Raw genomic sequence first — 22207 nt, 5'->3', positions numbered from 1 at the left:
TATCGTGACCCTTCGCAAGTATCAGAATCACACGCCACTGCTGGGTAAAGGCGCTTTTGTCGACGGTTCGGCAGTGGTGATCGGCGACGTCGAAATCGGCGAAGACAGCTCCGTCTGGCCGCTGACGGTGATCCGCGGCGACATGCATCGCATCCGGATCGGTGCGCGCACCAGCGTGCAGGATGGCTGCGTGTTGCACATCACCCATGCAGGGCCATTCAACCCCGATGGCTTTCCGTTACTGATCGGTGACGATGTGACCATCGCGCATAAAGTCATGCTTCATGGTTGCGCCGTGGGCAACCGGATTCTGATCGGCATGGGCAGCATCGTCATGGACGGTGCGGTGGTCGAGGACGATGTGATAATCGGCGCCGGTAGCCTGGTGCCACCGGGTAAGCGCCTGGAAAGCGGTTTCCTTTATGTTGGTAGCCCGGTGAAGCAGATCCGGCCGCTGACGGACAAGGAAAAAGCCTTTTTCACCTACAGTGCAGCGAATTACGTGAAGCTCAAGGACCTGCATCTGGCCGAAGGCTACGACCAGCTCTAAGCCTCTTGATAACGGAAAGCGTCTCGCTATTGCTCAGGAATTTCCATGCATTACCAAACCGTATTGTTCGACCTCGATGGCACGCTGACCGACCCGCGCGAAGGCATCACCCGCTCCATCCAGTTCGCCCTGAGCAAACTGGGTATCGATGAACCGGACCTGACCAGGCTCGAACATTTCATTGGCCCGCCATTGTTGCAGGCGTTCATGCAGTTCTATGACTTCGACGAACCCAAGGCCTGGGAGGCAGTGAACTTCTATCGTGAACGCTTCAAGGTCACCGGCCTGTATGAAAACCGCGTGTTCGACGGCGTCACGCCTCTACTGGAAACCCTCGGTGGCCAAGGGCGGCAGCTGTACATCGCGACCTCCAAGCCATGGGTTTTCGCCCGGGAAATTGCCCGGCACTTCGACTTCGCCAAACACTTCAAGGTGATTTACGGCAGTGAGCTGGATGGCACGCGGACCAACAAGGTCGAGCTGATTGCGCACTTGATGGCTGAAGAAGGCCTCGACCCGGCCAATACCGTGATGATCGGCGACCGTAAGCATGACTTGATCGGTGCTCGCAGCAATGGACTGGACGCGGCGGCAGTGGGTTATGGGTTTGGCAGCCGGGAGGAGCTGAGCGCCGAAGCACCGGCGTATCACTTCGAGACGCTGGATGAGTTGCATCAGGCGTTTCTGCAGCGCTGATTAGTATGCCTTCGCGGGCAAGCCTCGCTCCTACAGGGGCTTGCCTCCAAATCCGTAGGAGTGAGGCTTGCCCGCGAAGGGGCACGTTCAGCCACCGGAATTCGCTGATCCTGCCAACGCCCTCAACGCCGCCTTGCGCTCCCCAACCGGCAACGCGCCCACCTTCTCCACTGCCGCATAAAACCTCACCCAATCCCCATCGACCTGCCTGAACAGTGCGGTAAACGCTGGCACCCACTGGTCATACAAACCAAACGGCAATAATCGGGCGTTGTTCATCGGGGCGTTGATCCATGCATCGTAGCGATTGTTGCCAGCCCATTGGCTGTCGCGCAGGGTCCTGTACTCACGGCGCAGTTGTTCGAACTCGGCCGCTTTTCGCTCACGCATTTGGTCGGTCGGCAGCGGCAGGGCGTAAAGCCGTTCAAGCCGGGTGCGGGTGTCCAGAATCAATTGGATGAACTGGTCGCGTTGGCGTACCAACGATCCATTATCCGGCGGCATGTCTCGGAATGCGCGCCATTGGCGAGTGCCTTCCTGTTCGACGAACGTGGCGAAGGACTCGTTGAACTCGGTGTCGTCTTTCACATAAAAACGTTGGTGCGCGAGTTCGTGGAATATCAGCGTGGCCAACCGTTCGTCGCCCCACGCCATCATCGAGCTAATAATCGGATCGTTGAACCAACCGAGCGTCGAATAGGCCTCGACGCCGCCGATCGACACGTCCATACCTTGCAGGCGTTGCAAGGCGGCCTCACCGCGAGCAGCGCTCTGACTGTAAAAACCGCGATAAGCGACGCAGCCGGCGACGGGGAAGCAATGGTTCTGCGGCTTGAGCGAAAACTCCGGCGTGGCGAAGACATTCCAGACTACATACGGTCGGCCGATGTCGGCGTACAAACGGTAGCTCTGGTTGTCCGGCAGATGCAGGTGTTGGCTGGCGAACGTTCGGGCCTTTTGTGATTGAGCTAGATGCGCACGCAATTGCCGATCGCGGTCGGGATCGGCAATCACCTTGGCAACCGGCTCCCGAGCCCGCAGCAAGTGCAGCTGACCACTGGCCAATTGGCCGTAATAGCTGATGCTCGCGCAGCCGTTGAGCAACAAAAGAATCACGCCCGGAAACAAAATGCGTAAAACGCGATCAAGTAACCCAAGGCTTGGACGCGGCCTGATCAAAATAAAAAATCCCCTGGAAAGTCTGCCCGCCAGACTATCCCGCCTATTGGAGCTCCGCTATGCGCAAATTGATGCTGACGGCAGGCCTGCTGGTGCTGGCTGGCTGTGCCGGATTGCCTACCCCTGATCCTTCGCAGGCCTGGATCGATCTGGATTCAGGGCAGGAAGACACCGCGTTGCAAGCGCTGGAAGTCGATAACAAGGTGTCCATCGACAAGCGCTACTTCCAGGTGCAGCCCGGCAGCCATGAGCTGAAGGTTCGCTACTTGTTCGCGGTCCAGCCGACCAACATTGGCCCCGATGCCGAGCCGTTGTGGCGCGACTGCCAGTTGAATGTGAAATTCAAGGACTTCAACGCCGGGCAGCGGTATCAGCTGCAAGCGGGGAATATCGGCTTTCGGCCGTGGGCAAAGCTTTATGATCAGCAGCGAAAAGTGATTGGACAGGGTAAGCCAGCGGGCTGCCAACGCACCTGATCGGCGCTATGCTGAATGACCAGTCCTTGGGATATTCATCATGCGCAGGTTGTTGCTGTTGCTCGCTGCAAGTGCCTTTGTCGGCTGCACGAGTCCGTTGCCGGCGGTCAATCCGCAGATGGCCTGGGTCGACTTCGCTACGCCAGTTCCCGGCGGGAAACTGCTGATGGCTGATCGTCTGGACAACCAGCGGTTGAGCGATGGCCGTTACTTTCAGGTCACACCGGGTAGCCATGAGCTGAGAGTGCGTTTCGACTTTGAAGTGTTTGGTGGTGGGCCGGGTTTGCTGAACACTCCTCTGGAGCGAATATGCTACCTGACCATCAATTACGACCATTTCGAAGCTGGCCAGCGTTATCTGCTGGAAGCTCGCTCCATAGCCTTCACCCCTAGCGCCCGGCTGTATAACGCCAAGCGGGAGATTGTCGCCGAAGATCGCGAGAGCTACTGCCTCATGTGAGGCGAATCAACTGTCATTTTTTTGGTAGATGATTTTCTTCGTGCCGTTTTCGCACGTGCCGACCACCATGTTCTGATCGTGCACTTCGTCGTTGGTGACAATTTCCAGGGTGTAGGACGAGACGTTATTGGCCTGGATCTTGGCTTCGATCTCGGCCTTGAGTTCCTCACAGGGTTTCTGTTGAGCGAGGGCCGATGTGGCCAGCGTGCAACAGATAACCGCCAAGGCAAAACGTTTCATGGTTGAAGCTCCCTTGAGGCAGCGCGCACGGTGATGCGCTAAAGCTGCTGTCATTTATTCGACCACAATTACGCCAGCCAGGTTTTGTTTCAACGCAAAAAAGATCGCAGCCTTCGGCAGCTCCTGCCGGTCGATCAATGTAGGCGCTGCCGAAGACTGCGATCTTTTATCGGTTTAGCTGACCAATGTCGCATCCAGGCTGATTTTCGCATTCAGCACCTTGGACACCGGGCAGCCCTCTTTGGCCTTGTTGCTCAGTTCCTCGAACTGCGCCTGGGTCGCCCCGGGGATTTTCGCCTCGAGGATCAGTTTCACCGCGGTGATCGCAAAACCGCCGTCCACCTGGTCCAGGGTAACTTCGGCGTTGGTGTCGATGCTGTCGGCCTTGAGGCCGGCTTCACCGAGAATCATTGAAAACGCCATGGAGAAACAGCCGGCGTGAGCTGCGCCGATCAACTCCTCGGGATTGGTGCCTTTACCGCCTTCGAAACGGGCCTTGAAGCCGTAGGGCGCTTCTCTGAGTACACCGGTTTCCGTGGAAATCGTGCCGATGCCGGTCTTCAGATCACCTTCCCAATGAGCCGATGCTTTCTTTGTGATAGCCATGTCTGCCTCCTCAAGATCCGGCGCGAACTGTCACGCCTTCGTGGTTTTCGGTTACCAGGGTTCTGAGGATAGACCGTCGGGCAAAGTTCACCTCATCTGATCAGTCCTCTAATTGCACAGGAATTTTGTCTCTTCTATTGAAACTCGGGTATATGCCCTCATTGCAGAGAACACGCTTATAGACTCGGCAGGTTTTCGTTGGTGAAAAACCTGCTTACCCATTGGAGAAGCAGGTTTATGAAACGACTGTCTGAGATAAAGTTTTCGACCCTCGACCTGGTGCCCGTGCGCGAGAACGGCAGTGCGGCCCAGTCTCTGCGCAATTCCCTGGACCTGGCGCAGCACGTTGAAAAATTCGGCTACAACCGCTTTTGGGTCGCCGAACACCACAATATGGACGGGATAGCCAGTTCGGCGACCTCGGTCCTGCTGGGCTATCTGGCCGGTGGCACTTCGACCATTCGTGTCGGTTCAGGGGGCGTGATGTTGCCCAACCATGCGCCGCTGGTGATCGCCGAGCAGTTCGGCACTCTTGAAAGCCTGTATCCAGGCCGGATTGACCTGGGCCTGGGGCGCGCGCCCGGCTCCGATCAAATGACCGCCCGCGCTTTGCGTCGCGAGCGTTCCGGCAGCGCCGACGATTTCCCGGAAGACGTGGCCGAGTTGATGCGCTACCTCGGCCCACGCACGCCGGATCAGCGGATCATTGCCATGCCGGGTACCGGCACCAATGTCCCGGTCTGGTTGTTGGGTTCGAGCCTGTTCAGTGCGCAGCTGGCCGGTGAGCGCGGATTGCCATACGCCTTCGCTTCACATTTCGCACCGCGCTTCATGCATGAAGCGATTCGCGTCTACCGCAATCACTTCAAGCCATCAGCGGTGTTGGATAAGCCTTACGTGATGCTCGGTGTGCCGCTGGTGGCGGCAGACACCGACGAGCAGGCCGATTACCTGGCCACTTCGGTGTACCAGCGGATTCTTGCGTTGATGCGTGGCCAGAGCCTGGTGCAACGCCCCCCCGTGAAGACCATGGACGGCCTGTGGCTGCCCCATGAGAAAGAAGCGGTCGGTGATTTCCTGGGGCTGGCGATGGTCGGCAGCCCGCAGAAAATCCGCGCCAAGCTTGAGGTGCTGATCGAACAGACTCAGGCGGATGAACTGATTTTCACCTGTGATCTGTACGAACATGCCGATCGCGTGCACTCCTATGAACTGTTGGCGCAGGTCATGAAGGGCTGACACTTAAACGGCATCCACAAAAAGCCGACGCCATGGCGTCGGCTTTTTGTTATTGAGGGAAGTCAGCCCTGTTTGTAAACGATTACCTTGGAGCCCTTCTCACATTTCCCGACGACTTTTCCACCGGCAGCAGTGCCTTTGTCGACGATCTCCAGCGTGTAATTGGAAACACCCTTGGCGTCCAGTTTTGCAGCGATTTCGGCTTTCAGCTCTTCACACGACTTGACCTGGGCAAAGGCTGTTCCCGCAAGGCTCAACAAACCTACCGCCAGAATAAACTTCTTCATGGATTGCACTCCTTGGTCGGATCAATAGAGGGAGGGCATCCAGCTACCGACTGGATGCGCTCACCCTGTAGCGCTTTGCTGTTTCCTATGGCATTCAGTCGGCGCGCAAGTTCAGACGGCTGGCTCAAACTCAGCTGCTGGCAATCCGGAACCCGACTTTGAGTGTCACCTGGAAGTGTGCAGCTTTGCCGTCCTTGATATGCCCGCGGGTTTCGGTCACTTCAAACCATTCCATGTACTTGAGGCTTTTGTTGGCTTCGGCCAGGGCGTTGTTGATGGCGTCTTCAATGCTGCTGGTGGACGAGCCAACCAGTTCGACTTTCTTGTAGGTGTGATGGTCAGACATGGCGTTCTCCTTGAGGTGTGAAATACAGCCTAGCAGTGATTTTTCTGATTTCTTCTGTCGACCAATCCGTAGTGACGTTCAGATTTACTGCACTTTCTCGAACCCCTGAAGTCCCAACCAACACACGTCACTCATCAACAATGCAGGAGAGCCATCATGGCCAACACGTCGTTACGCAACGCCTCATTGCAAAGCATGGAAGCCGAGATCGAGAGTCTGTTGAAATCGTTGGAAAGCTTGAAGGACGACGCCTCGGACGAGTCGCGTAAAACTCTCAAGACGTTGAAAAGCAACGCTGAGAACGCGCTGAAACACTCGCGCCATCTGCTTGCCGATGCCTATGAAGAGGTCAAGGTCAAAACCCGTGAAACCGGGATCGCGACACGTGACTACGCCCAGGAACACCCTTGGACTACAGCCGGTGTTGCCGTTGGTGCGCTGGGATTGCTCGCGGCCTACTTATTGTTCAAGCGCGGTCATTAAGGTGTCTGGCGCAGTTCGTTTTTAAGCCACTGCGCCAACTGCCGAGCGCGCCCGTCCGCGGCGCGCTTGGGGAGCCACAACGCCAGTTGCGCCGGGGTTTCACGGAAGCCCCATGGCGCAACCAGGCGGCCGGCCTTCACGTCTTCGGCCACCAGCGGCTCGGGCGCGATGGCTACGCCCAGCCCGGCCACTGCCGCTTCCAGTAAATAATACAAATGCTCGAAGCCCTGACCGTACTTCAGCGCCTTGTCATCGAGGCCGCTTTGCTGTGCCCAGATTGGCCAGGCTTGTGGGCGTGAGGTGGTGTGCAGCAAGGGTTCGCTCAACAGTGTACTTGCCGGTGCGTCTCGTAGCCTTTCGTAACCGGCAAATCGCGGGCTCATGACCGGGCCGATTCGTTCGCTCACTAACTCGTAGACCTGCATATCTGCCGGCCATGGCGGCTCGGCAAACACCAGCAGGGCATCCAGACCGGGTCGTCGTGGATCGAGATCGCCTTCGCCAGCCGACAGGTGCAAGCGCAGATCCGGCAGGTCCGCATTCAGGCGCCCCAAACGCGGAATGAACCAGCGCGCCAAAAGACTGCCCGAGCAGCCGAGCACGAACGGCGCATCGGCGGTGCTTTGGGTCAGCTCGGCGCAAACGCTGCGCAAACGCTCGAAGGCTTCGCCGCTGGCATCGCGCAAACGTACGCCGGCATCTGTGAGTTTAAGGCCGCGTCCATCCTTGATGAACAGGCTCACGCCGAGGTGTTCCTCCAGTACCTTGAGTTGCCGGCTGACCGCGCCATGGGTGACGTGCAGCTGTTCGGCAGCCTGACTGACGCTGTTCAGGCGGGCAGTGGCTTCGAAGGCGCGAAGCGCGTTCAGCGGGGGGAGGTCATGGCTCATGGGATCTGTGAGTTTTTCTGACAGGTTGCGGCGATCTTATCGGTTTTCAGCGTGGGATGTCAGGGGTAGAGTGAACCCCATCGTCACCTCTCGAATACAACTGGAGCGACCCATGACCCAGACTAATCTGCGCAACGGCCCCGACGCCAACGGCCTGTTTGGCGCGTTCGGTGGCCGTTACGTCGCCGAAACCCTGATGCCGTTGATCCTCGATCTGGCCCGCGAATACGAAGCAGCCAAGGAAGATCCGGCATTCAAAGAAGAATTGGCCTACTTTCAGCGTGATTACGTCGGACGCCCAAGCCCACTGTATTTCGCCGAGCGCCTGACAGAGTTTTGCGGTGGCGCGAAGATTTACCTCAAGCGCGAAGAGCTGAACCACACCGGCGCGCACAAGATCAACAACTGCATCGGCCAGATCCTGCTGGCGCGGCGCATGGGCAAAAAACGCATCATCGCCGAGACCGGCGCCGGCATGCACGGCGTGGCGACCGCCACCGTGGCCGCGCGTTTCGGCCTCGATTGCGTGATCTACATGGGTACCACTGACATCGAACGTCAGCAAGCCAACGTGTTTCGCATGAAGCTGCTGGGCGCCGAAGTGATCCCGGTAGTCGCGGGCACCGGCACCCTCAAAGACGCGATGAACGAAGCCCTGCGTGACTGGGTGACCAACGTCGACAGCACTTTCTACCTGATCGGCACCGTGGCCGGTCCGCACCCGTACCCGGCCATGGTTCGCGACTTCCAGGCCGTCATCGGCAAGGAAACCCGCGAGCAGTTGCAAGCCCAGGAAGGTCGTCTGCCAGACAGCCTGGTGGCGTGCATCGGCGGTGGTTCCAATGCCATGGGCCTGTTCCACCCGTTCCTCGATGACAAGAGCGTCGAGATCATCGGCGTCGAAGCGGCCGGCTACGGCATCGAAACCGGCAAGCACGCGGCCAGCCTGAACGGCGGCGTACCAGGCGTGCTGCACGGTAACCGTACGTTCCTGTTGCAGGACGATGATGGCCAGATCATTGACGCGCACTCGATTTCAGCCGGTCTCGACTATCCAGGCATCGGCCCTGAACACGCCTGGTTGCATGACATCGGCCGCGTCCAGTACACCTCGGTGACCGATGACGAAGCCCTCGACGCATTCCATAAGTGCTGCCGCCTGGAAGGGATTATTCCTGCACTGGAAAGCGCCCATGCCCTGGCCGAAGTGTTCAAGCGCGCACCGACCCTGCCGAAAGATCACCTGATGGTGGTCAACCTGTCCGGCCGTGGCGACAAAGACATGCAAACCGTGATGCACCACATGGAAAACTCTCAACAAGTGCAGTCCAAGCAGGAGAAACACTGATGAGCCGCCTGCAAACGCGTTTTGCCGAACTCAAGGAACAGAACCGCGCCGCCCTGGTGACCTTCGTGACCGCCGGCGATCCGAGCTATGACACGTCCCTGGCGATCCTCAAAGGTTTGCCCGGTGCTGGTGCTGATGTGATCGAGTTGGGCATGCCCTTCACCGATCCGATGGCCGACGGCCCGGCGATCCAGCTGGCCAACATCCGTGCTCTGGGCGCCAAACAGAACCTGGCGAAAACCCTACAAATGGTTCGCGAGTTCCGCGAAGGCAACAGCGAGACTCCGCTGGTGTTGATGGGTTACTTCAACCCGATTCACATGTACGGCGTGCCGCGTTTCATCGCTGAAGCCAAAGAAGCCGGTGTCGATGGCCTGATCGTGGTCGACATGCCGCCAGAACATAACGCTGAATTGTGCGACCCGGCACAGGCGGCGGGCCTGGACTTCATCCGTCTGACCACTCCGACGACTGACGATGGGCGTCTGCCGACCGTTCTGAATGGCAGTTCCGGATTTGTTTACTACGTGTCGGTAGCGGGTGTGACCGGTGCGGGTGCGGCGACTCTGGAACATGTCGAAGAGGCCGTCACCCGTCTGCGTCGCCATACCGATCTGCCGATCAGTATCGGCTTCGGTATTCGCACACCGGAACAGGCAGCGGCCATCGCGCGTCTGGCCGATGGTGTGGTGGTGGGATCGGCGCTGATCGATCACATCGCCAACGCCTCGACCCCGGATCAGGCTGTGGAGGGTGTTCTCAGTCTGTGCGCGGCCTTGTCCGAGGGCGTGCGTAAAGCGCGGGTCAGCTGAAAGTAAGAGAGGAATTAGTGCCTCGCGGCACAGCACATACAGCAAAAAGGGCTTCAGGACTGCGTTCTGAAGCCCTTTTTGCTTTCAGGGCAACTCCAACCCACCCGCAGCCTTGTGCAACTTCCTCAAATGTTCGCCAACCTGTTTCAGGTTCTCTTCGTTGGCGGCCATTTCAGCAGCGCGGCTCGGCTCGAGCAGCGCTCGCACTTCCTTGTCGAGGTCCCCGGTCAGCACTTGAAGCTGCTTCTGACGCAGATTGCTTTCCGACTCCAGGCGTGTCCACTCGTTCGGCTGCGGCAAGCCATAGCCACCAGTGCCGAGCAGTTCGGCCGGACGGCTGAGGAAGCCGCTATTGGCGAGAATCTGCTGCAAGGTCGCGTTGGCTTTATCCATGCCGCCGTTGTTCAATTCCCGAGCGCCCAGGTAGCGCTGTTTGACTTCGTCCTGAGCCAACACTAATTGTTGGCGGAAGCTCGCCTGCTCCAGTAACAGCAATGCCGCGCTGGTGCGCAGGTCCGCCTGGTCAATCCATTTGCGGCGCTCATCAGCTTTCAATGCCAGCCAGTCTTCGACCTTTTCCTGCTTGATCGGCAAATGCTTTTTCAGCACCTCGAACATCGCTTGATAACGCTCGCGGAAGGAGTCGAAGCGATAGCCCAGGCGTAACGCTTCGCGAGGGTCGTCGAGCACGCTGGTATCCGCCAGTCCGCGGCTCTTGAGTACTTCCAGCAAGCCGTTGGGCATGATGCTGTCGAGCCCTGTCAACTGGGCGTTATTGCTGCCGCTGCGCAGCAGTTTCAGGCTTTCCACGGCGCAGTTGTTGGACAGGAAGAAGTAATTGCCGTCGTAACTCCAGTGCATCTCGGCGGCGTGTTCCACCACGTCTTCGATCTCGCTGCGCGACAGGTTCAGCGGCACCGAGGCCAGGCTGCGCAGTTCGGTCTTGGTGTATTCGTCGATCACCTGGGCCAGCGGCAACACAAACAGGCGCGATGGGTATTTGCCCACCAGCCCATCCCAACTCGACAACTGTACGTCGCCGACGAAGGCGCGGTAGGACAGCACCAGATGTTGATCCAGATCGAGGCGGCAATCCGGCCCGCGAGGCCGACCGGGCGCGCAGATCACCAGTCGCAGCATGCTGTGACCCCAGCGGCTGACCCAGTTCTGGTTGGCTTCTGCCAGCAGATAGTCGACGGCATACACCCGTTCCGGATCGACCTGGCCCAAGGGCTGTTTGGCGAAATCGTTACCCGCATTGAGGAAGGCGAATGATCGGGCGCAGGTGTCTTTGGCGGCGGGCGCCCAGCCGAAGTGTTCTTTGTAGTAGCGATACAGCGCAGGGCGACGGCAGGCATAGCTTGGGTCGAGGAGGAAGTACTCCATGTTGACCGCGACGAACTCCTTCGGGCTGCTCGTCTCGTAGATGTCCGGGCTGCGGGCAATCTGCCGGTTGTGCTGTTCGCGCTCACCGCGCCGACCGACGTATTGCGGCCAGCCGGCCAGATCGAGCAGGCGAGGGTCGTCGCTGAGGGTCCAGCGTCGGTCGGTCTGTCCGCGGCACTGATCCGGGATGCCGATCAGTCCAGAGCTGCTGTTACGTTGTGTGCAGCGCTGGATCAGTGTGCGCTCGGCGTCCGGCCACAGGCGTGCGCGGTCGTAGATGTGGGTGAGTTCGTGCAACACCGTGGCGAGCATTTCCTGGCGCACGGTGCCGTGGGGACGATAGGTTTTTTTGGTCGCGGCGCTGCCGTCGGTGAGGCTGGCGAGCAGGTTGCGATTCAGGTCGAGCTCGGACACCAGCGATGCCTGGCCATAGGCATTGCTCGGCATGTTGTCGGTCCAGCCGACATCGATGTGCCGGTCCAGCTGCTCGATGAAGCGTGGCGGTAACGCCTGCATGGCTTCATCGAGCAGCGCCTGACTGGCCTGCTGTTGCGCGGGGCTCAGGCCGTCGGTCTTGAGCCGTAATTGCAGGCCGGCCTGGGCCGTGTTGCCAAGCAGCAACACAACCCCGGCCAGCAGCCAGGCGCTTAGTGATTTCACAGTGCGAGGATGGCTTCGGCGAGAACCTGATCACTGGCGTCGCGGGCTTCCGGTACGCGGGTGCGCAAGGTGTCGAAGGCCGCTTCCAGGTGTGCACCACGGATTTCACCCTCGCTGGCGACGAAACTGGCCGCATCGTCGTGGGCTTCACGGACGATCTTCGAATCACGGATGGACGTGGTGGTATCGGAAGTGAAATCAAGCGTGCGCTGGGAGGCACGAATGATCATGTTACTGGTGGCTACCAGGGTGTGGGCCTGGGCCACGTCGGCCAACAACAGCAGGCCAAGGGTGGCAGCAATCAGCGGGCTACGCATGGAGTGACTCCGGAGAAACAAGGATAACTATTGGACGAGAATTGCCTGCGCCAGTTCAAGGTCGCTGGCATGAAGTTTTGGCTGGGTCCGGCGCAGGTAGATCAAGGCCGATTCCAGTTGTGCTCCTCGCAGTTGGCCGTCACTGGCGATGAACGCTGCAGCGTCATCCCGGGCGGCGATCAGCATTTTATGGTCGAAGGGCGCGGAGGTCACCATGCTGGTGGCGTAACCACTGGCTACGGTGCCTTGTGTTGACAGGTTGAAAGCGTCGAAGGCATGGGCTGAACCCGACCAGCAGGCCGCGAGAAAAACCGGAGTGATCAACAGACTTGAAAGAAAACGCATGAGGCTCGATAGCTGAAAGCGAGCCCCAAGGCTAGCGCAATGCCCGGGCTAGAGCCAGCGCCGAAACATTGGGACACGACGGGCGTGCCCCGGTTCAGCGCAGTTGCCTAGATCGTCAGGATGGCCTGGGCCAGCTGTGCGTCGGTCGCATTCAGTTGTGGAGCCTGTTGGCGGATATGGTTGAGCGCGCTTTCCAGTTTCACGCCACGGATGGCACCTTCACTGGCAACGAAGCTGGCGGCATCGTCACGGGCAGCACGGACGATTTTGTTGTCGCGAAAGGAGGACGAGACATCCGAAGTCGCGTCGGAGGAAGCCTTCAGGCCATTAACGATGGAGTCGGTGGTCACGATAAAACTGGAGGCGTGGGCATTGGCAGTCATGGCAAGCAGGGCTGCAGCGCTGAGCAGGCGAAGGGGGGACATGAGGTAGCTCCTTTGGATAGACCGATAGTGAGGTGGCAAAGGATCAGACGCCTGTCGTCTTAAAGCGTTCGCCACGGTTTATACAGATATTAGGCCTGCGTACATCGGTTAGAACAGTCCCGCTTGTTCATGCAGGCGAGCGCAGACACGCTTAGAATAAACTGTACTGGTTGTTTTTATATATTTAAAAACTGTCACTGTCGGTGATTTTCTCTTCTGTACGCCCCCAATATGAAGCCCTAAAACGACAAAACCCGTCGTGGTTTCCCACGACGGGTTCTGTTTGTTCAATTCGGGTTGCTGGCGGTGGACCCGGTGGGTCAGAGCCAGCGACGCTAACTTAGCGCCAGAACGGCTTGCTCAGCTCTTCGTAGCGTTGTGCTTCGCTAATCCCGGCGTCAGCCAGCAGACGCGAATCCAGACGAGCCAGTTGATGGCGGCTGGAGATGCGGCGCTGCCACAGCATCAGGTTGGCGATAACGCGCAAAGGCATGGAAGCCTGGGTTTTTGCAGCAGTGTCTTCGAAGAACAGCTCGGAACTGAGTGTACGTTCCATGGTTGACATCCTTCCGCTTATGGCGGGATTAGGTAGTGGTTTAACTTTGACTGATGCCAATGATCCTCTCGTTTGGCCAGTCTCTGTAGATACAGTTCACCTGTATTGTGAGAGACCAGTTAACTGTTAAACGGTGGTGTACTGGTCTAAATTGAGGCAACTGTACCTATCTGCATCATTATGGTGCGTTTATAGGGATTAGGCTGGAAAAGGTAGGCAATTACGGTAGGAAAAGACCGGTACAGCAGTACAGTTTTTGATTGAAAAGAATGCTGCAACAGCGAGCTGACGAAACTGTGTTTGCGTCAGCTGCTATCTGTATCAATTACACCGCCAGCATGCGCCCGGTTTCTTCCAGGTTCATGTGCCAGCTCAGTGCGTCACGCAGGATATGCGGGGTGTGCCCGCCGACCGCGCAAGCAGCAGTGAAGTAGTCATTCAGGGCCGGGCGATAGTCCGGGTGAACACAGTTGTCGATGATGACGCGGGCCCGCTCACGTGGCGCCAGGCCACGGAGGTCGGCCAGGCCGATCTCGGTCACGAGAATGTCGACATCATGTTCTGTGTGATCGACGTGGCTGACCATGGGGACCACGCTGGAAATCGCGCCGCCCTTGGCGATCGACTTGGTGACAAAGATCGCCAGGTGCGCATTGCGCGCGAAGTCGCCCGATCCGCCGATGCCATTCATCATCCGCGTGCCGCAAACGTGAGTGGAGTTGACGTTGCCGTACAGATCGAACTCCAGCGCGGTGTTGATGCCGATGATGCCCAGGCGCCGCACCACTTCGGGGTGATTGGAGATTTCCTGGGGGCGCAGCACCAGCTTGTCCTTATAGTGCTCCAGATTCCCGAACACATCGGCATTGCGCCGGCTCGACAGGGTGATCGAACTACCCGAAGCAAAGCTCAGCTTGCCGGCGTCGATCAAATCGAAAGTCGAATCCTGCAGCACCTCGGAGTACATGGTCAGTTCTTCGAACGGTGAGTCGATCAATCCGCACATCACTGCATTGGCGATACTGCCGATACCAGCTTGCAGCGGGCCGAGTTTGTTGGTCATGCGCCCGGCAGCGACTTCTTGCTTGAAGAAGTCGATCAGGTGGTCGGCAATGGCCTGGGTATCCACGTCTGGCGGCAGCACAGTCGATGGCGAGTCGGATTGATTAGTGATCACGATCGCGACGATTTTTTCCGGTGGGATAGGAATGGCGGTGCTGCCAATGCGATCGTCGACCTTTACCAGTGGAATCGGCGTGCGGGTCGGCCGGTAGGTGGGGATATAGATGTCGTGCAGACCTTCGAGATTAGGGTTATGTGCCAGATTGATCTCGACGATCACGTGTTTGGCGAAAATCGCGAAGCTGGCCGAGTTGCCTACCGAGGTGGTCGGCACTATATGGCCCTGCTCGGTGATCGCCACGGCTTCGATCACCGCGATGTCCGGCAGCTTGAGTTGCTGGTTACGCAGCTGCTCTACGGTTTCCGACAGGTGCTGGTCGATGAACATGACTTCGCCGGCATTGATCGCCTTGCGCAGAGTGCTGTCCACCTGGAACGGCATGCGTCGCGACAGTACACCGGCTTCAGTCAGCTGTTTGTCGAGGTCGTTGCCCAGGCTGGCGCCGGTCATCAAGCTTATTTTCAGCGGCGTGACCTTGGCGCGCTCGGCCAGTGCATGAGGCACGGCCTTGGCTTCGCCGGCTCGGGTAAAGCCGCTCATGCCGACGGTCATGCCGTCCTGAATCAGAGCGGCAGCGTCGGCGGCGCTCATTACCTTGTCCAACAATGAAGGCAAGCGAATACGGTCACGGTACATGATTGTTATCTCGGGCAACGGAAGCAAGGTGCGCAGTCTAGTGAATTCGAGCGGTGCCCGTCCCGCTACCAAGGTCGCATTCGGGGCGTCTATTCCGGTGCTTTCAGGCAAAACACCTTTACAGGATCGGTAACAGACGCAAACAAAAACGCCCCGACGAGTCGGGGCGTTCAGGTTGCCGAAGGGGTTTACTCGACGGCTTTAACCATGTCTTCGATGACTTTCTTGGCGTCGCCGAAAACCATCATGGTCTTGTCCAGATAGAACAACTCGTTGTCCAGACCGGCATAGCCGCTGGCCATCGAGCGCTTGTTGACGATGATGGTCTTGGCCTTGAACGCTTCGAGAATCGGCATGCCGGCAATCGGCGATTTCGGGTCGTTCTTGGCTGCCGGGTTCACCACGTCGTTGGCGCCGAGCACCAGCACCACGTCGGCCTGGCCGAACTCGGAGTTGATGTCTTCCATCTCGAACACCTGGTCGTAAGGCACTTCGGCCTCGGCCAGTAATACGTTCATGTGGCCCGGCATCCGGCCGGCAACCGGGTGAATCGCATACTTCACGGTCACGCCGCGGTGGCTCAGCTTCTCGGTCAGCTCCTTCAAGGCGTGCTGCGCGCGAGCCACCGCCAGGCCATAGCCTGGAACGATGATTACGGTGTCGGCGTTGGTCAGCAGGAAGGTGGCATCGTCCGCCGAACCGGATTTCACCGGACGGGCTTCTTTGGCGCCTGCCGGGCCAGCGTCCGCGGTGTTGCCGAAACCGCCGAGTAGCACATTGAAGAAAGAACGGTTCATCGCCTTGCACATGATGTACGAGAGGATCGCACCGCTTGAGCCCACCAGCGAGCCGGCAATGATCAGCATCGAGTTGTTCAGCGAGAAGCCGATACCCGCTGCCGCCCAACCGGAGTAGCTGTTGAGCATCGACACCACGACGGGCATGTCGGCGCCGCCGATCGGGATGATGATCAGCACGCCCATTACGAAGGCCAGGATCAGCATCAGGGCAAAGGCGCTGAAGTTACCGGTCAGCATGAACGTGACACCCAGTGCCAGCGTCGCCAGACCCAGCAGCAGGTTCAGTTTGTGCTGACCGCTGAACTGTACTGGTGCGCCCTGGAACAGGCGGAACTTGTACTTGCCCGATAGCTTGCCAAACGCGATCACCGAACCGGAGAAGGTGATTGCACCGATGGCCGCGCCGAGGAACAGCTCCAGACGGTTGCCCGCCGGAATCGAATCGCCCAGATGTTTAACGATGCCCAACGATTGCGGCTCGACGACGGCTGCAATGGCGATGAACACCGCTGCCAGACCGATCATGCTGTGCATGAAGGCGACCAGCTCCGGCATTTTGGTCATTTCAACGCGCTTGGCCATGATCGAACCGGCGGTACCGCCGGCCAGCAGACCGACGATGACGTAGCCGATGCCGGCGGTAGCACCGCCTTGCTCAATGGAGAGCGCCGCCAGCTTATAGATGAGACCGATGGTGGTGAGGATCGCCAAGGCCATGCCGAGCATGCCGTACACGTTGCCGCGCCGCGACGTGGTCGGGTGCGACAGGCCTTTGAGGGCCTGGATGAAGCAGATCGACGCGATCAGGTACAGCGTCGTTACCAGATTCATGCTCATTACTTGGGCGCCTCTTCTTGTACGGCTTTCGGGGCTTTTTTCTTGAACATCTCAAGCATGCGACGGGTGACCAGGAAACCACCGAACACGTTCACGGCCGCCAGAGCCACCGCCAGGGTGCCCATGGTTTTGCCCAATGGTGTTATGGTCAAGGCGGCCGCCAGCATCGCGCCGACGATCACAATCGCCGAAATGGCGTTGGTCACCGCCATCAATGGCGTGTGCAGTGCAGGTGTAACGTTCCAGACCACGTGATAACCGACATAAATCGCCAGCACGAAGATGATCAGGTTGTAGATACCGGGGGAGATAAGCTCTTCCATCGTCTGAATCCCTGCTTAGGCGTTTTTGCGGATGACTTGGCCGTCGCGGCACATCAGGCACGCAGCGACGATGTCGTCTTCTAGGTTCACTTCGAACTGGCCTTCCTTGTTGAAGACCAGCTTCAGGAAGTCCAGCAGGTTGCGTGCGTACAGCGCCGAAGCGTCTGCCGCCACCGCACCGGCCAGATTGGTCGGGCCGACAATAGTCACGCCATTCGAGACCACGACCTGGTCCGCCACGGTCAGCGGGCAGTTGCCGCCCTGGGCTGCAGCGAGGTCGATAACCACCGAGCCTGGCTTCATCTGCGCCACGGTTTCGGCGCTGAGCAGCGTCGGCGCCTTGCGGCCCGGGATCAGTGCGGTGGTGATGACGATGTCAGCCTGCTTGGCGCGCTCGTGAACGGCCAGGGCCTGGCGCTGCATCCAGCTGGCCGGCATGGGGCGCGCATAACCGCCGACACCGACGGCGCATTCGCGCTCTTCATCGGTTTCGTACGGCACGTCGACGAATTTCGCACCCAGGGATTCGATTTGTTCCTTCACCGCAGGGCGCACATCGGACGCTTCGATCACGGCACCCAGACGTTTTGCCGTGGCAATCGCCTGCAAACCGGCAACACCGGCACCGAGAATCAGCACGCGCGCCGCTTTCACGGTACCCGCGGCGGTCATCAGCATCGGCATGAAGCGTGGGTAGTAGTGAGCGGCCAGCAGCACGGACTTATAGCCGGCGATGTTCGCTTGGGAGGACAGCACATCCAGGCTCTGGGCGCGGGAAGTACGTGGCGCAGCTTCCAGCGCAAACGCGGTAATGCCGCATTCGGCCAGTTTGGCGATGGTTTCATTGCTGAACGGGTTGAGCATGCCCACCACGACGGTGCCGCTCTTGATCAGCGCCAGTTCGCTGTCGCTGGGGGCGACCACCTTGAGAATCAGCTCGGCACCAAACGCGTCGTTGGCGCTGCCAATGGTTGCGCCTGCCGCTTCATAAGCACTGTCGACAATGCTGGCATTAACGCCGGCACCGCTTTGTACAGTGACCTTATGACCCTGGCCGATCAGCTTCTTGATGGTTTCCGGGGTTGCAGCAACCCGTGTTTCACCCGTCTGGGTTTCGAGAGGAACACCAATGTGCACGTCAAATCTCCTGCTTGATCTTATTGAGTAAACCCAGGCACTTCGGATGGTGCGACTGGGGGCGGCCGATCAGCACGATCCCGCCGAATCAGGGCGGGGCGCGGCATTTTGCAGGCGAACTTTATGCCCTTCAAGGGATTATGACGGGTGACGGAAAATTAACTACAAGTCACCCCGTGACCGAATGTCGCACCTTTCCGTTAAGTCCCTTGCAGGCCGTGGCTTCTAAGGATTTTTGCCGAAATTCAAGAATTTACACATCCGCACGGTGAATAGGTTGTCATTGCTTGCCAATAGAGGCTCAAAGCCACGTACTCAAACGCTTGTGGGACGTTTGTGCTGCTTTTCGGTACAGTCTGTCAATATGCGACAAATACTTATATCTGTAGTGCTTTTGTTTTGTTGACTACGAGATCAGTTAATTGGTGTGAGCCTTTATCCTTCTAGGTTGTAGCTGTGTGCCTGATTTATCAGCCAATCGCGAAATGCCTTCAAAGAGGCTGATTCGACCTTTCGATCAGGAATCATCAGGTAGTAGGCCTTGATGCTTGCTAGTGCTTGAGCATTGGCAATAACCAGGCGCTTCTCCGCCAATTCGCGCTGAATCAGGAATGGAGGAATCAGCGCGATCCCCATGTCATGCATTGCCGCTTGGGCGAGCATGGAGAATAGCTCGTAACGCGGTCCTGTCATGTCTCGCGGGATATTCAGGTTCTGCGAGTTGAACCATTGGCGCCAGGCATAGGGGCGGGTGGTCTGTTGCAGCAAGGGCAACTCGGCGATTTCACTGGGGCTCAGGTTGGTTTTTTGGCCCAGCAGCGTGGGGCTGCACACCGGCATCGGATTCTCGCCCATTAGCCTGTGGGATTCGGTACCCGGCCAGTCGGCGTCGCCAAAATAAATGGCGGCATCGAAGTCGGTATCGGCAAACAGGAAGGGGCGCGTACGGTTGGTGAGGTTGACCGTTACTTCCGGGTGTTTGTGCTGGAAGTCCTTGAGTCGTGGCAGCAGCCATTGCGTGCCGAAGGTCGGAACCACCGCCAGTTCGATCGCATTGGCGCCTTGTTGGCCCATCACCGACAAGGTGTCCCGTTCAACCGCGTCGAGTTGAGTGGCTACCCTGCGGCTGTAGGAAAGCCCGGTTTCTGTCAGTTTCACTCCGCGCCGCGAACGTCGGAACAGTTCGACATTGAGGAACTCCTCAAGGCTGGCAATCTGTCGGCAAATCGCTCCCTGAGTGAGAGAAAGCTCCTGGGCGGCCTTGGTAAAGCTCTCGTGGCGTGCTGCCGCTTCGAAGCTGATCAGTGCTGTTGTGCTGGGGATCTTTCTGCGCATGTACGTCAACCTCACTAATGCTTCGTATAAAGGCGATTTTGCAACGTTTCGAAGTGAGAAATTAGCACAACAGTATGCATAATCCTCGTTTGCCGGGGCGCCGAACCCGGCCTAGGATCAACCCACGTTATTTGACCCGATTCGAGAGGACTCACTCATGGGCGGTAAAGCTAGCTTCAACTGGATCGATCCCCTGCTGCTGGATCAACAGCTCACTGAAGAAGAACGCATGATTCGCGACACGGCTGCGCAATTCGCTCAGCAGAAGCTCGCGCCGCGTGTTCTCGAAGCTTTCCGTCATGAGAAGACTGACCCGGCGATCTTCCGTGAGATGGGGGAGGTGGGGCTGCTGGGTGCGACCATCCCTGAGCAATACGGTGGCAGCGGCCTGAACTACGTCAGCTACGGTCTGATTGCCCGTGAGGTGGAGCGTGTCGACTCCGGCTATCGCTCGATGATGAGTGTGCAGTCCTCGCTGGTCATGGTGCCGATCAACGAATTCGGTACCGAAGCCCAGAAGCAGAAGTACCTGCCGAAACTGGCCTCGGGCGAATGGATCGGTTGCTTCGGTCTGACCGAGCCCAACCACGGTTCCGACCCGGGCGCGATGATTACTCGTGCACGCAAGGTGGAAGGTGGCTACAGCCTCACCGGCAGTAAGATGTGGATCACCAATAGCCCGATCGCTGATGTATTCGTGGTTTGGGCCAAGGACGATGCGGGCGATATTCGTGGCTTTGTGCTGGAGAAGGGCTGGAAAGGTCTGAGCGCTCCGGCGATTCACGGCAAGGTTGGCCTGCGTGCATCCATCACCGGCGAGATCGTCATGGACAGCGTGTTTGTTCCTGAAGAGAACATCTTCCCGGATGTCCGTGGTTTGAAGGGTCCTTTTACCTGCCTTAACTCGGCGCGTTACGGCATTTCCTGGGGCGCGCTGGGCGCTGCCGAGTTTTGCTGGCACACCGCTCGCCAGTACACCCTGGATCGTCAGCAGTTCGGTCGTCCACTGGCGGCCACTCAGTTGATCCAGAAGAAGCTGGCTGACATGCAGACCGAAATCACTCTGGCGCTGCAAAGCTGCCTGCGTCTGGGTCGTATGAAGGATGAAGGTACTGCCGCGGTCGAGATCACTTCGATGATGAAGCGCAACTCCTGCGGCAAGTCTCTCGACATCGCCCGTATGGCGCGCGACATGTTGGGTGGCAACGGTATCTCCGATGAGTTCGGTGTAGCTCGCCACCTGGTCAATCTGGAAGTGGTGAATACCTATGAAGGTACGCATGACGTCCATGCGCTGATTCTCGGTCGCGCGCAGACCGGCCTCCAGGCGTTCTATTAATAGGAGAACGGCCATGGGCGCGCTTTCGCATCTACGGGTACTGGATTTATCGCGAGTGCTTGCCGGGCCTTGGGCTGGGCAGATCCTGGCGGACCTTGGCGCCGAAGTCATCAAGGTCGAGCGCCCGGGCAATGGTGATGACACGCGCGCCTGGGGGCCTCCGTTCCTTAAAGACGCCTATGGCGAAAACACTAGCGAGGCGGCCTATTACTTGTCCGCCAACCGCAACAAGCAATCGGTGACTATCGACTTCACGCGGCCCGAGGGGCAGCAACTGGTGCGTGAGCTGGCGGCGAAGTCGGACATCCTCATCGAGAACTTCAAGGTCGGTGGTCTTGCGGCTTATGGGCTGGACTATGAGTCGCTCAAGGTGGCCAATCCGAAGCTGATCTATTGCTCGATCACCGGCTTCGGTCAGACCGGTCCGTACGCCAAGCGTGCGGGTTATGACTTCATGATCCAGGGCTTGGGCGGTCTGATGAGTTTGACCGGTCGCCCCGAAGGAGATGAAGGTGCAGGCCCGGTGAAAGTCGGCGTGGCGCTGACAGATATCTTGACTGGGCTCTATTCAACGGTGGCGATCCTGGCTGCGCTGGCACATCGGGATCATGGCGGTCGCGGTCAGCATATCGATATGGCATTGCTGGACGTTCAGGTGGCGTGTCTGGCCAACCAGGCGATGAACTACCTGACTACAGGCGTTGCGCCTAAACGGCTGGGCAACGCACACCCGAATATCGTGCCTTATCAGGATTTTCCTACGGCTGATGGCGACTTCATCCTCACCGTGGGTAACGATGGGCAGTTCCGCAAGTTTGCGGAAGTGGCTGGGCAGCCACAGTGGGCAGATGATCCGCGTTTTGCGACCAATAAGTTAAGGGTGGCAAATCGGGCGGTGCTGATTCCACTGATCCGTCAGGCGACTGTGTTCAAGACCACCGCTGAGTGGGTGATGCAACTGGAGCGGGCAGGCGTGCCGTGTGGGCCGATCAATGATCTGGCGCAGGTGTTTGCCGATCCTCAGGTTAGGGCTCGTGGGTTGGCTATTGAGTTGCCCCATGCTTTGGCCGGGATGGTGCCGCAGGTTGCGAGCCCGATACGTCTGTCCGATACGCCGGTGGAGTACCGTAGCGCCCCCCCTTTATTGGGTGAGCACACGCTGGAGGTGCTGCAGCGAGTATTGGGTCTGGATGCCGACGCAGTCGCTGCTTTCAAAGAGACGGGGGTGCTCTGAAGTCCCTCTTCTATATAAGGGAGTGCCTTTGCTCTCTTATATAGAAGGAAAACGGGTGTTTTTCCGGCTTTCTGCAAGCTAT

At 58.5% G+C, this 22207-nt stretch carries 26 protein-coding genes; 10 read left to right on the top strand and 16 right to left on the bottom strand.

All coding sequences use genetic code 11. The features are described from left to right. Window positions 1–4: 4 nt before the first annotated feature. Both AC30D7_RS22465 and AC30D7_RS22460 read left to right on the top strand, forming a co-directional pair. Entirely contained in the window at window positions 5–550 is a 546-nt protein-coding gene (locus tag AC30D7_RS22465) for a gamma carbonic anhydrase family protein (RefSeq protein WP_007902790.1), read from the top strand. A 45-nt stretch (window positions 551–595) separates the two neighbouring features. Continuing rightward, window positions 596–1246, top strand: a complete 651-nt coding sequence (locus tag AC30D7_RS22460; protein ID WP_490135519.1) for an HAD family hydrolase — start codon at window positions 596–598, stop codon at window positions 1244–1246. 87 nt (window positions 1247–1333) lie between these two features. Here the strand turns inward: AC30D7_RS22460 and AC30D7_RS22455 are convergent, their stop codons facing one another. Further along, the gene (locus AC30D7_RS22455; protein WP_490135518.1) at window positions 1334–2425 is read right to left on the bottom strand and encodes an aminopeptidase; all 1092 of its coding nucleotides are present in this window, start codon (window positions 2423–2425) and stop codon (window positions 1334–1336) included. Window positions 2426–2484: 59 nt separating this feature from the next. Between AC30D7_RS22455 and AC30D7_RS22450 the strand changes: the two genes are divergently transcribed. Then, window positions 2485–2901, top strand: a complete 417-nt coding sequence (locus AC30D7_RS22450; protein ID WP_490135517.1) for a PA0061/PA0062 family lipoprotein — start codon at window positions 2485–2487, stop codon at window positions 2899–2901. Window positions 2902–2941: 40 nt separating this feature from the next. After that, the gene (locus AC30D7_RS22445; RefSeq protein WP_490135516.1) at window positions 2942–3361 is read left to right on the top strand and encodes a PA0061/PA0062 family lipoprotein; all 420 of its coding nucleotides are present in this window, start codon (window positions 2942–2944) and stop codon (window positions 3359–3361) included. A 6-nt stretch (window positions 3362–3367) separates the two neighbouring features. On the opposite strand, the gene AC30D7_RS22440 is transcribed toward AC30D7_RS22445, so the two are convergent. After that, the gene (locus AC30D7_RS22440) at window positions 3368–3601 is read right to left on the bottom strand and encodes a DUF1161 domain-containing protein (RefSeq protein WP_007940741.1); all 234 of its coding nucleotides are present in this window, start codon (window positions 3599–3601) and stop codon (window positions 3368–3370) included. Between the two features lie 174 nt (window positions 3602–3775). Then, window positions 3776–4207, bottom strand: coding sequence for an OsmC family protein (locus AC30D7_RS22435; RefSeq protein WP_490135515.1), 432 nt, complete (start codon window positions 4205–4207; stop codon window positions 3776–3778). A gap of 237 nt (window positions 4208–4444) precedes the next feature. Between AC30D7_RS22435 and AC30D7_RS22430 the strand changes: the two genes are divergently transcribed. Further along, complete coding sequence (locus tag AC30D7_RS22430; protein WP_064615703.1) at window positions 4445–5446, top strand: LLM class flavin-dependent oxidoreductase; 1002 nt, start codon at window positions 4445–4447, stop codon at window positions 5444–5446. A 62-nt stretch (window positions 5447–5508) separates the two neighbouring features. Here AC30D7_RS22430 and AC30D7_RS22425 read toward each other — a convergent pair whose 3' ends face one another. Both AC30D7_RS22425 and AC30D7_RS22420 read right to left on the bottom strand, forming a co-directional pair. After that, on the bottom strand, window positions 5509–5733 hold the full coding sequence (locus AC30D7_RS22425) for a DUF1161 domain-containing protein (protein WP_018927241.1): 225 nt from the start codon (window positions 5731–5733) through the stop codon (window positions 5509–5511). Window positions 5734–5863: 130 nt separating this feature from the next. Next, window positions 5864–6079 (bottom strand): dodecin, encoded by a 216-nt coding sequence (locus AC30D7_RS22420; protein ID WP_018927240.1) that lies wholly within the window; start codon window positions 6077–6079, stop codon window positions 5864–5866. A gap of 156 nt (window positions 6080–6235) precedes the next feature. Here AC30D7_RS22420 and AC30D7_RS22415 point away from each other — a divergent pair, with 156 nt between their 5' ends. Next, entirely contained in the window at window positions 6236–6562 is a 327-nt protein-coding gene (locus AC30D7_RS22415; protein WP_019651183.1) for an ElaB/YgaM/YqjD family protein, read from the top strand. On the opposite strand, the gene AC30D7_RS22410 is transcribed toward AC30D7_RS22415, so the two are convergent. Continuing rightward, a complete protein-coding gene (locus AC30D7_RS22410) occupies window positions 6559–7452 on the bottom strand; it encodes a LysR family transcriptional regulator (RefSeq protein WP_490135514.1) in 894 nt (297 codons plus the stop codon). The two genes, AC30D7_RS22415 and AC30D7_RS22410, sit on opposite strands and share 4 nt — an antisense overlap. Before the next feature lie 112 nt (window positions 7453–7564). Between AC30D7_RS22410 and trpB the strand changes: the two genes are divergently transcribed. Both trpB and trpA read left to right on the top strand, forming a co-directional pair. Beyond that, entirely contained in the window at window positions 7565–8800 is a 1236-nt protein-coding gene (trpB, locus tag AC30D7_RS22405) for a tryptophan synthase subunit beta (protein WP_007940749.1), read from the top strand. Further along, window positions 8800–9612 (top strand): tryptophan synthase subunit alpha, encoded by an 813-nt coding sequence (gene trpA / locus AC30D7_RS22400; protein ID WP_258671839.1) that lies wholly within the window; start codon window positions 8800–8802, stop codon window positions 9610–9612. The genes trpB and trpA overlap by 1 nt, the downstream gene beginning before the upstream one ends. An 84-nt stretch (window positions 9613–9696) precedes the next feature. Here trpA and AC30D7_RS22395 read toward each other — a convergent pair whose 3' ends face one another. The 10 genes from AC30D7_RS22395 to AC30D7_RS22350 all read right to left on the bottom strand — a co-directional run bounded on the left by AC30D7_RS22395 (window position 9697) and on the right by AC30D7_RS22350 (window position 19552). Next, window positions 9697–11658 carry an Lnb N-terminal periplasmic domain-containing protein gene (locus AC30D7_RS22395; protein WP_019651181.1) on the bottom strand — a complete coding sequence of 654 codons (1962 nt, stop codon included), beginning with the start codon at window positions 11656–11658 and terminating at the stop codon, window positions 9697–9699. Then, window positions 11655–11975 (bottom strand): DUF2388 domain-containing protein, encoded by a 321-nt coding sequence (locus AC30D7_RS22390; protein WP_018927234.1) that lies wholly within the window; start codon window positions 11973–11975, stop codon window positions 11655–11657. The genes AC30D7_RS22395 and AC30D7_RS22390 overlap by 4 nt, the downstream gene beginning before the upstream one ends. 27 nt (window positions 11976–12002) lie before the next feature. Beyond that, the gene (locus AC30D7_RS22385; protein ID WP_018927233.1) at window positions 12003–12320 is read right to left on the bottom strand and encodes a DUF2388 domain-containing protein; all 318 of its coding nucleotides are present in this window, start codon (window positions 12318–12320) and stop codon (window positions 12003–12005) included. Between the two features lie 107 nt (window positions 12321–12427). After that, window positions 12428–12745, bottom strand: coding sequence for a DUF2388 domain-containing protein (locus tag AC30D7_RS22380; RefSeq protein ID WP_028940050.1), 318 nt, complete (start codon window positions 12743–12745; stop codon window positions 12428–12430). Between the two features lie 340 nt (window positions 12746–13085). Further along, on the bottom strand, window positions 13086–13301 hold the full coding sequence (locus AC30D7_RS22375) for a DUF1127 domain-containing protein (protein WP_007902752.1): 216 nt from the start codon (window positions 13299–13301) through the stop codon (window positions 13086–13088). 325 nt (window positions 13302–13626) lie between these two features. Beyond that, the gene (gene scpC / locus AC30D7_RS22370) at window positions 13627–15120 is read right to left on the bottom strand and encodes a succinyl-CoA:acetate CoA-transferase ScpC (protein ID WP_490135513.1); all 1494 of its coding nucleotides are present in this window, start codon (window positions 15118–15120) and stop codon (window positions 13627–13629) included. 188 nt (window positions 15121–15308) lie between these two features. Further along, window positions 15309–16757 carry an NAD(P)(+) transhydrogenase (Re/Si-specific) subunit beta gene (locus AC30D7_RS22365; protein ID WP_490135512.1) on the bottom strand — a complete coding sequence of 483 codons (1449 nt, stop codon included), beginning with the start codon at window positions 16755–16757 and terminating at the stop codon, window positions 15309–15311. After that, window positions 16757–17080 carry an NAD(P) transhydrogenase subunit alpha part 2 gene (locus AC30D7_RS22360; RefSeq protein WP_490135511.1) on the bottom strand — a complete coding sequence of 108 codons (324 nt, stop codon included), beginning with the start codon at window positions 17078–17080 and terminating at the stop codon, window positions 16757–16759. The genes AC30D7_RS22365 and AC30D7_RS22360 overlap by 1 nt, the downstream gene beginning before the upstream one ends. A gap of 15 nt (window positions 17081–17095) precedes the next feature. Next, a complete protein-coding gene (locus tag AC30D7_RS22355; protein ID WP_490135510.1) occupies window positions 17096–18217 on the bottom strand; it encodes a Re/Si-specific NAD(P)(+) transhydrogenase subunit alpha in 1122 nt (373 codons plus the stop codon). Between the two features lie 435 nt (window positions 18218–18652). Then, on the bottom strand, window positions 18653–19552 hold the full coding sequence (locus AC30D7_RS22350) for a LysR family transcriptional regulator (RefSeq protein ID WP_490135509.1): 900 nt from the start codon (window positions 19550–19552) through the stop codon (window positions 18653–18655). Window positions 19553–19709: 157 nt separating this feature from the next. Here AC30D7_RS22350 and AC30D7_RS22345 point away from each other — a divergent pair, with 157 nt between their 5' ends. Together AC30D7_RS22345 and AC30D7_RS22340 are read left to right on the top strand one after the other, a co-directional pair. Then, window positions 19710–20891 (top strand): acyl-CoA dehydrogenase, encoded by a 1182-nt coding sequence (locus AC30D7_RS22345; RefSeq protein ID WP_490135508.1) that lies wholly within the window; start codon window positions 19710–19712, stop codon window positions 20889–20891. Window positions 20892–20904: 13 nt separating this feature from the next. After that, entirely contained in the window at window positions 20905–22125 is a 1221-nt protein-coding gene (locus tag AC30D7_RS22340) for a CaiB/BaiF CoA transferase family protein (protein WP_490135507.1), read from the top strand. Window positions 22126–22207: the final 82 nt, after the last annotated feature.

Source organism: Pseudomonas sp. DF5, assembly GCF_058148225.1.
Note: the sequence above shows the minus strand (reverse complement) of the source record. Positions and strands in the feature narration are given on the sequence as shown.

What these genes read in the sequence shown, in the direction of transcription:
- AC30D7_RS22460 (WP_490135519.1), top strand. Translation starts at nt 596, where the DNA reads ATGCATTACCAAACCGTATTGTTCGACCTCGATGGCACGCTGACCGAC.
- AC30D7_RS22450 (WP_490135517.1), top strand. Translation starts at nt 2,485, where the DNA reads ATGCGCAAATTGATGCTGACGGCAGGCCTGCTGGTGCTGGCTGGCTGT.
- AC30D7_RS22445 (WP_490135516.1), top strand. Translation starts at nt 2,942, where the DNA reads ATGCGCAGGTTGTTGCTGTTGCTCGCTGCAAGTGCCTTTGTCGGCTGC.
- AC30D7_RS22440 (WP_007940741.1), bottom strand. Translation starts at nt 3,601, where the DNA reads ATGAAACGTTTTGCCTTGGCGGTTATCTGTTGCACGCTGGCCACATCG.
- AC30D7_RS22435 (WP_490135515.1), bottom strand. Translation starts at nt 4,207, where the DNA reads ATGGCTATCACAAAGAAAGCATCGGCTCATTGGGAAGGTGATCTGAAG.
- AC30D7_RS22430 (WP_064615703.1), top strand. Translation starts at nt 4,445, where the DNA reads ATGAAACGACTGTCTGAGATAAAGTTTTCGACCCTCGACCTGGTGCCC.
- AC30D7_RS22425 (WP_018927241.1), bottom strand. Translation starts at nt 5,733, where the DNA reads ATGAAGAAGTTTATTCTGGCGGTAGGTTTGTTGAGCCTTGCGGGAACA.
- AC30D7_RS22420 (WP_018927240.1), bottom strand. Translation starts at nt 6,079, where the DNA reads ATGTCTGACCATCACACCTACAAGAAAGTCGAACTGGTTGGCTCGTCC.
- AC30D7_RS22415 (WP_019651183.1), top strand. Translation starts at nt 6,236, where the DNA reads ATGGCCAACACGTCGTTACGCAACGCCTCATTGCAAAGCATGGAAGCC.
- AC30D7_RS22410 (WP_490135514.1), bottom strand. Translation starts at nt 7,452, where the DNA reads ATGAGCCATGACCTCCCCCCGCTGAACGCGCTTCGCGCCTTCGAAGCC.
- trpB (WP_007940749.1), top strand. Translation starts at nt 7,565, where the DNA reads ATGACCCAGACTAATCTGCGCAACGGCCCCGACGCCAACGGCCTGTTT.
- trpA (WP_258671839.1), top strand. Translation starts at nt 8,800, where the DNA reads ATGAGCCGCCTGCAAACGCGTTTTGCCGAACTCAAGGAACAGAACCGC.
- AC30D7_RS22390 (WP_018927234.1), bottom strand. Translation starts at nt 11,975, where the DNA reads ATGCGTAGCCCGCTGATTGCTGCCACCCTTGGCCTGCTGTTGTTGGCC.
- AC30D7_RS22385 (WP_018927233.1), bottom strand. Translation starts at nt 12,320, where the DNA reads ATGCGTTTTCTTTCAAGTCTGTTGATCACTCCGGTTTTTCTCGCGGCC.
- AC30D7_RS22380 (WP_028940050.1), bottom strand. Translation starts at nt 12,745, where the DNA reads ATGTCCCCCCTTCGCCTGCTCAGCGCTGCAGCCCTGCTTGCCATGACT.
- AC30D7_RS22375 (WP_007902752.1), bottom strand. Translation starts at nt 13,301, where the DNA reads ATGGAACGTACACTCAGTTCCGAGCTGTTCTTCGAAGACACTGCTGCA.
- scpC (WP_490135513.1), bottom strand. Translation starts at nt 15,120, where the DNA reads ATGTACCGTGACCGTATTCGCTTGCCTTCATTGTTGGACAAGGTAATG.
- AC30D7_RS22365 (WP_490135512.1), bottom strand. Translation starts at nt 16,757, where the DNA reads ATGAGCATGAATCTGGTAACGACGCTGTACCTGATCGCGTCGATCTGC.
- AC30D7_RS22360 (WP_490135511.1), bottom strand. Translation starts at nt 17,080, where the DNA reads ATGGAAGAGCTTATCTCCCCCGGTATCTACAACCTGATCATCTTCGTG.
- AC30D7_RS22350 (WP_490135509.1), bottom strand. Translation starts at nt 19,552, where the DNA reads ATGCGCAGAAAGATCCCCAGCACAACAGCACTGATCAGCTTCGAAGCG.
- AC30D7_RS22345 (WP_490135508.1), top strand. Translation starts at nt 19,710, where the DNA reads ATGGGCGGTAAAGCTAGCTTCAACTGGATCGATCCCCTGCTGCTGGAT.
- AC30D7_RS22340 (WP_490135507.1), top strand. Translation starts at nt 20,905, where the DNA reads ATGGGCGCGCTTTCGCATCTACGGGTACTGGATTTATCGCGAGTGCTT.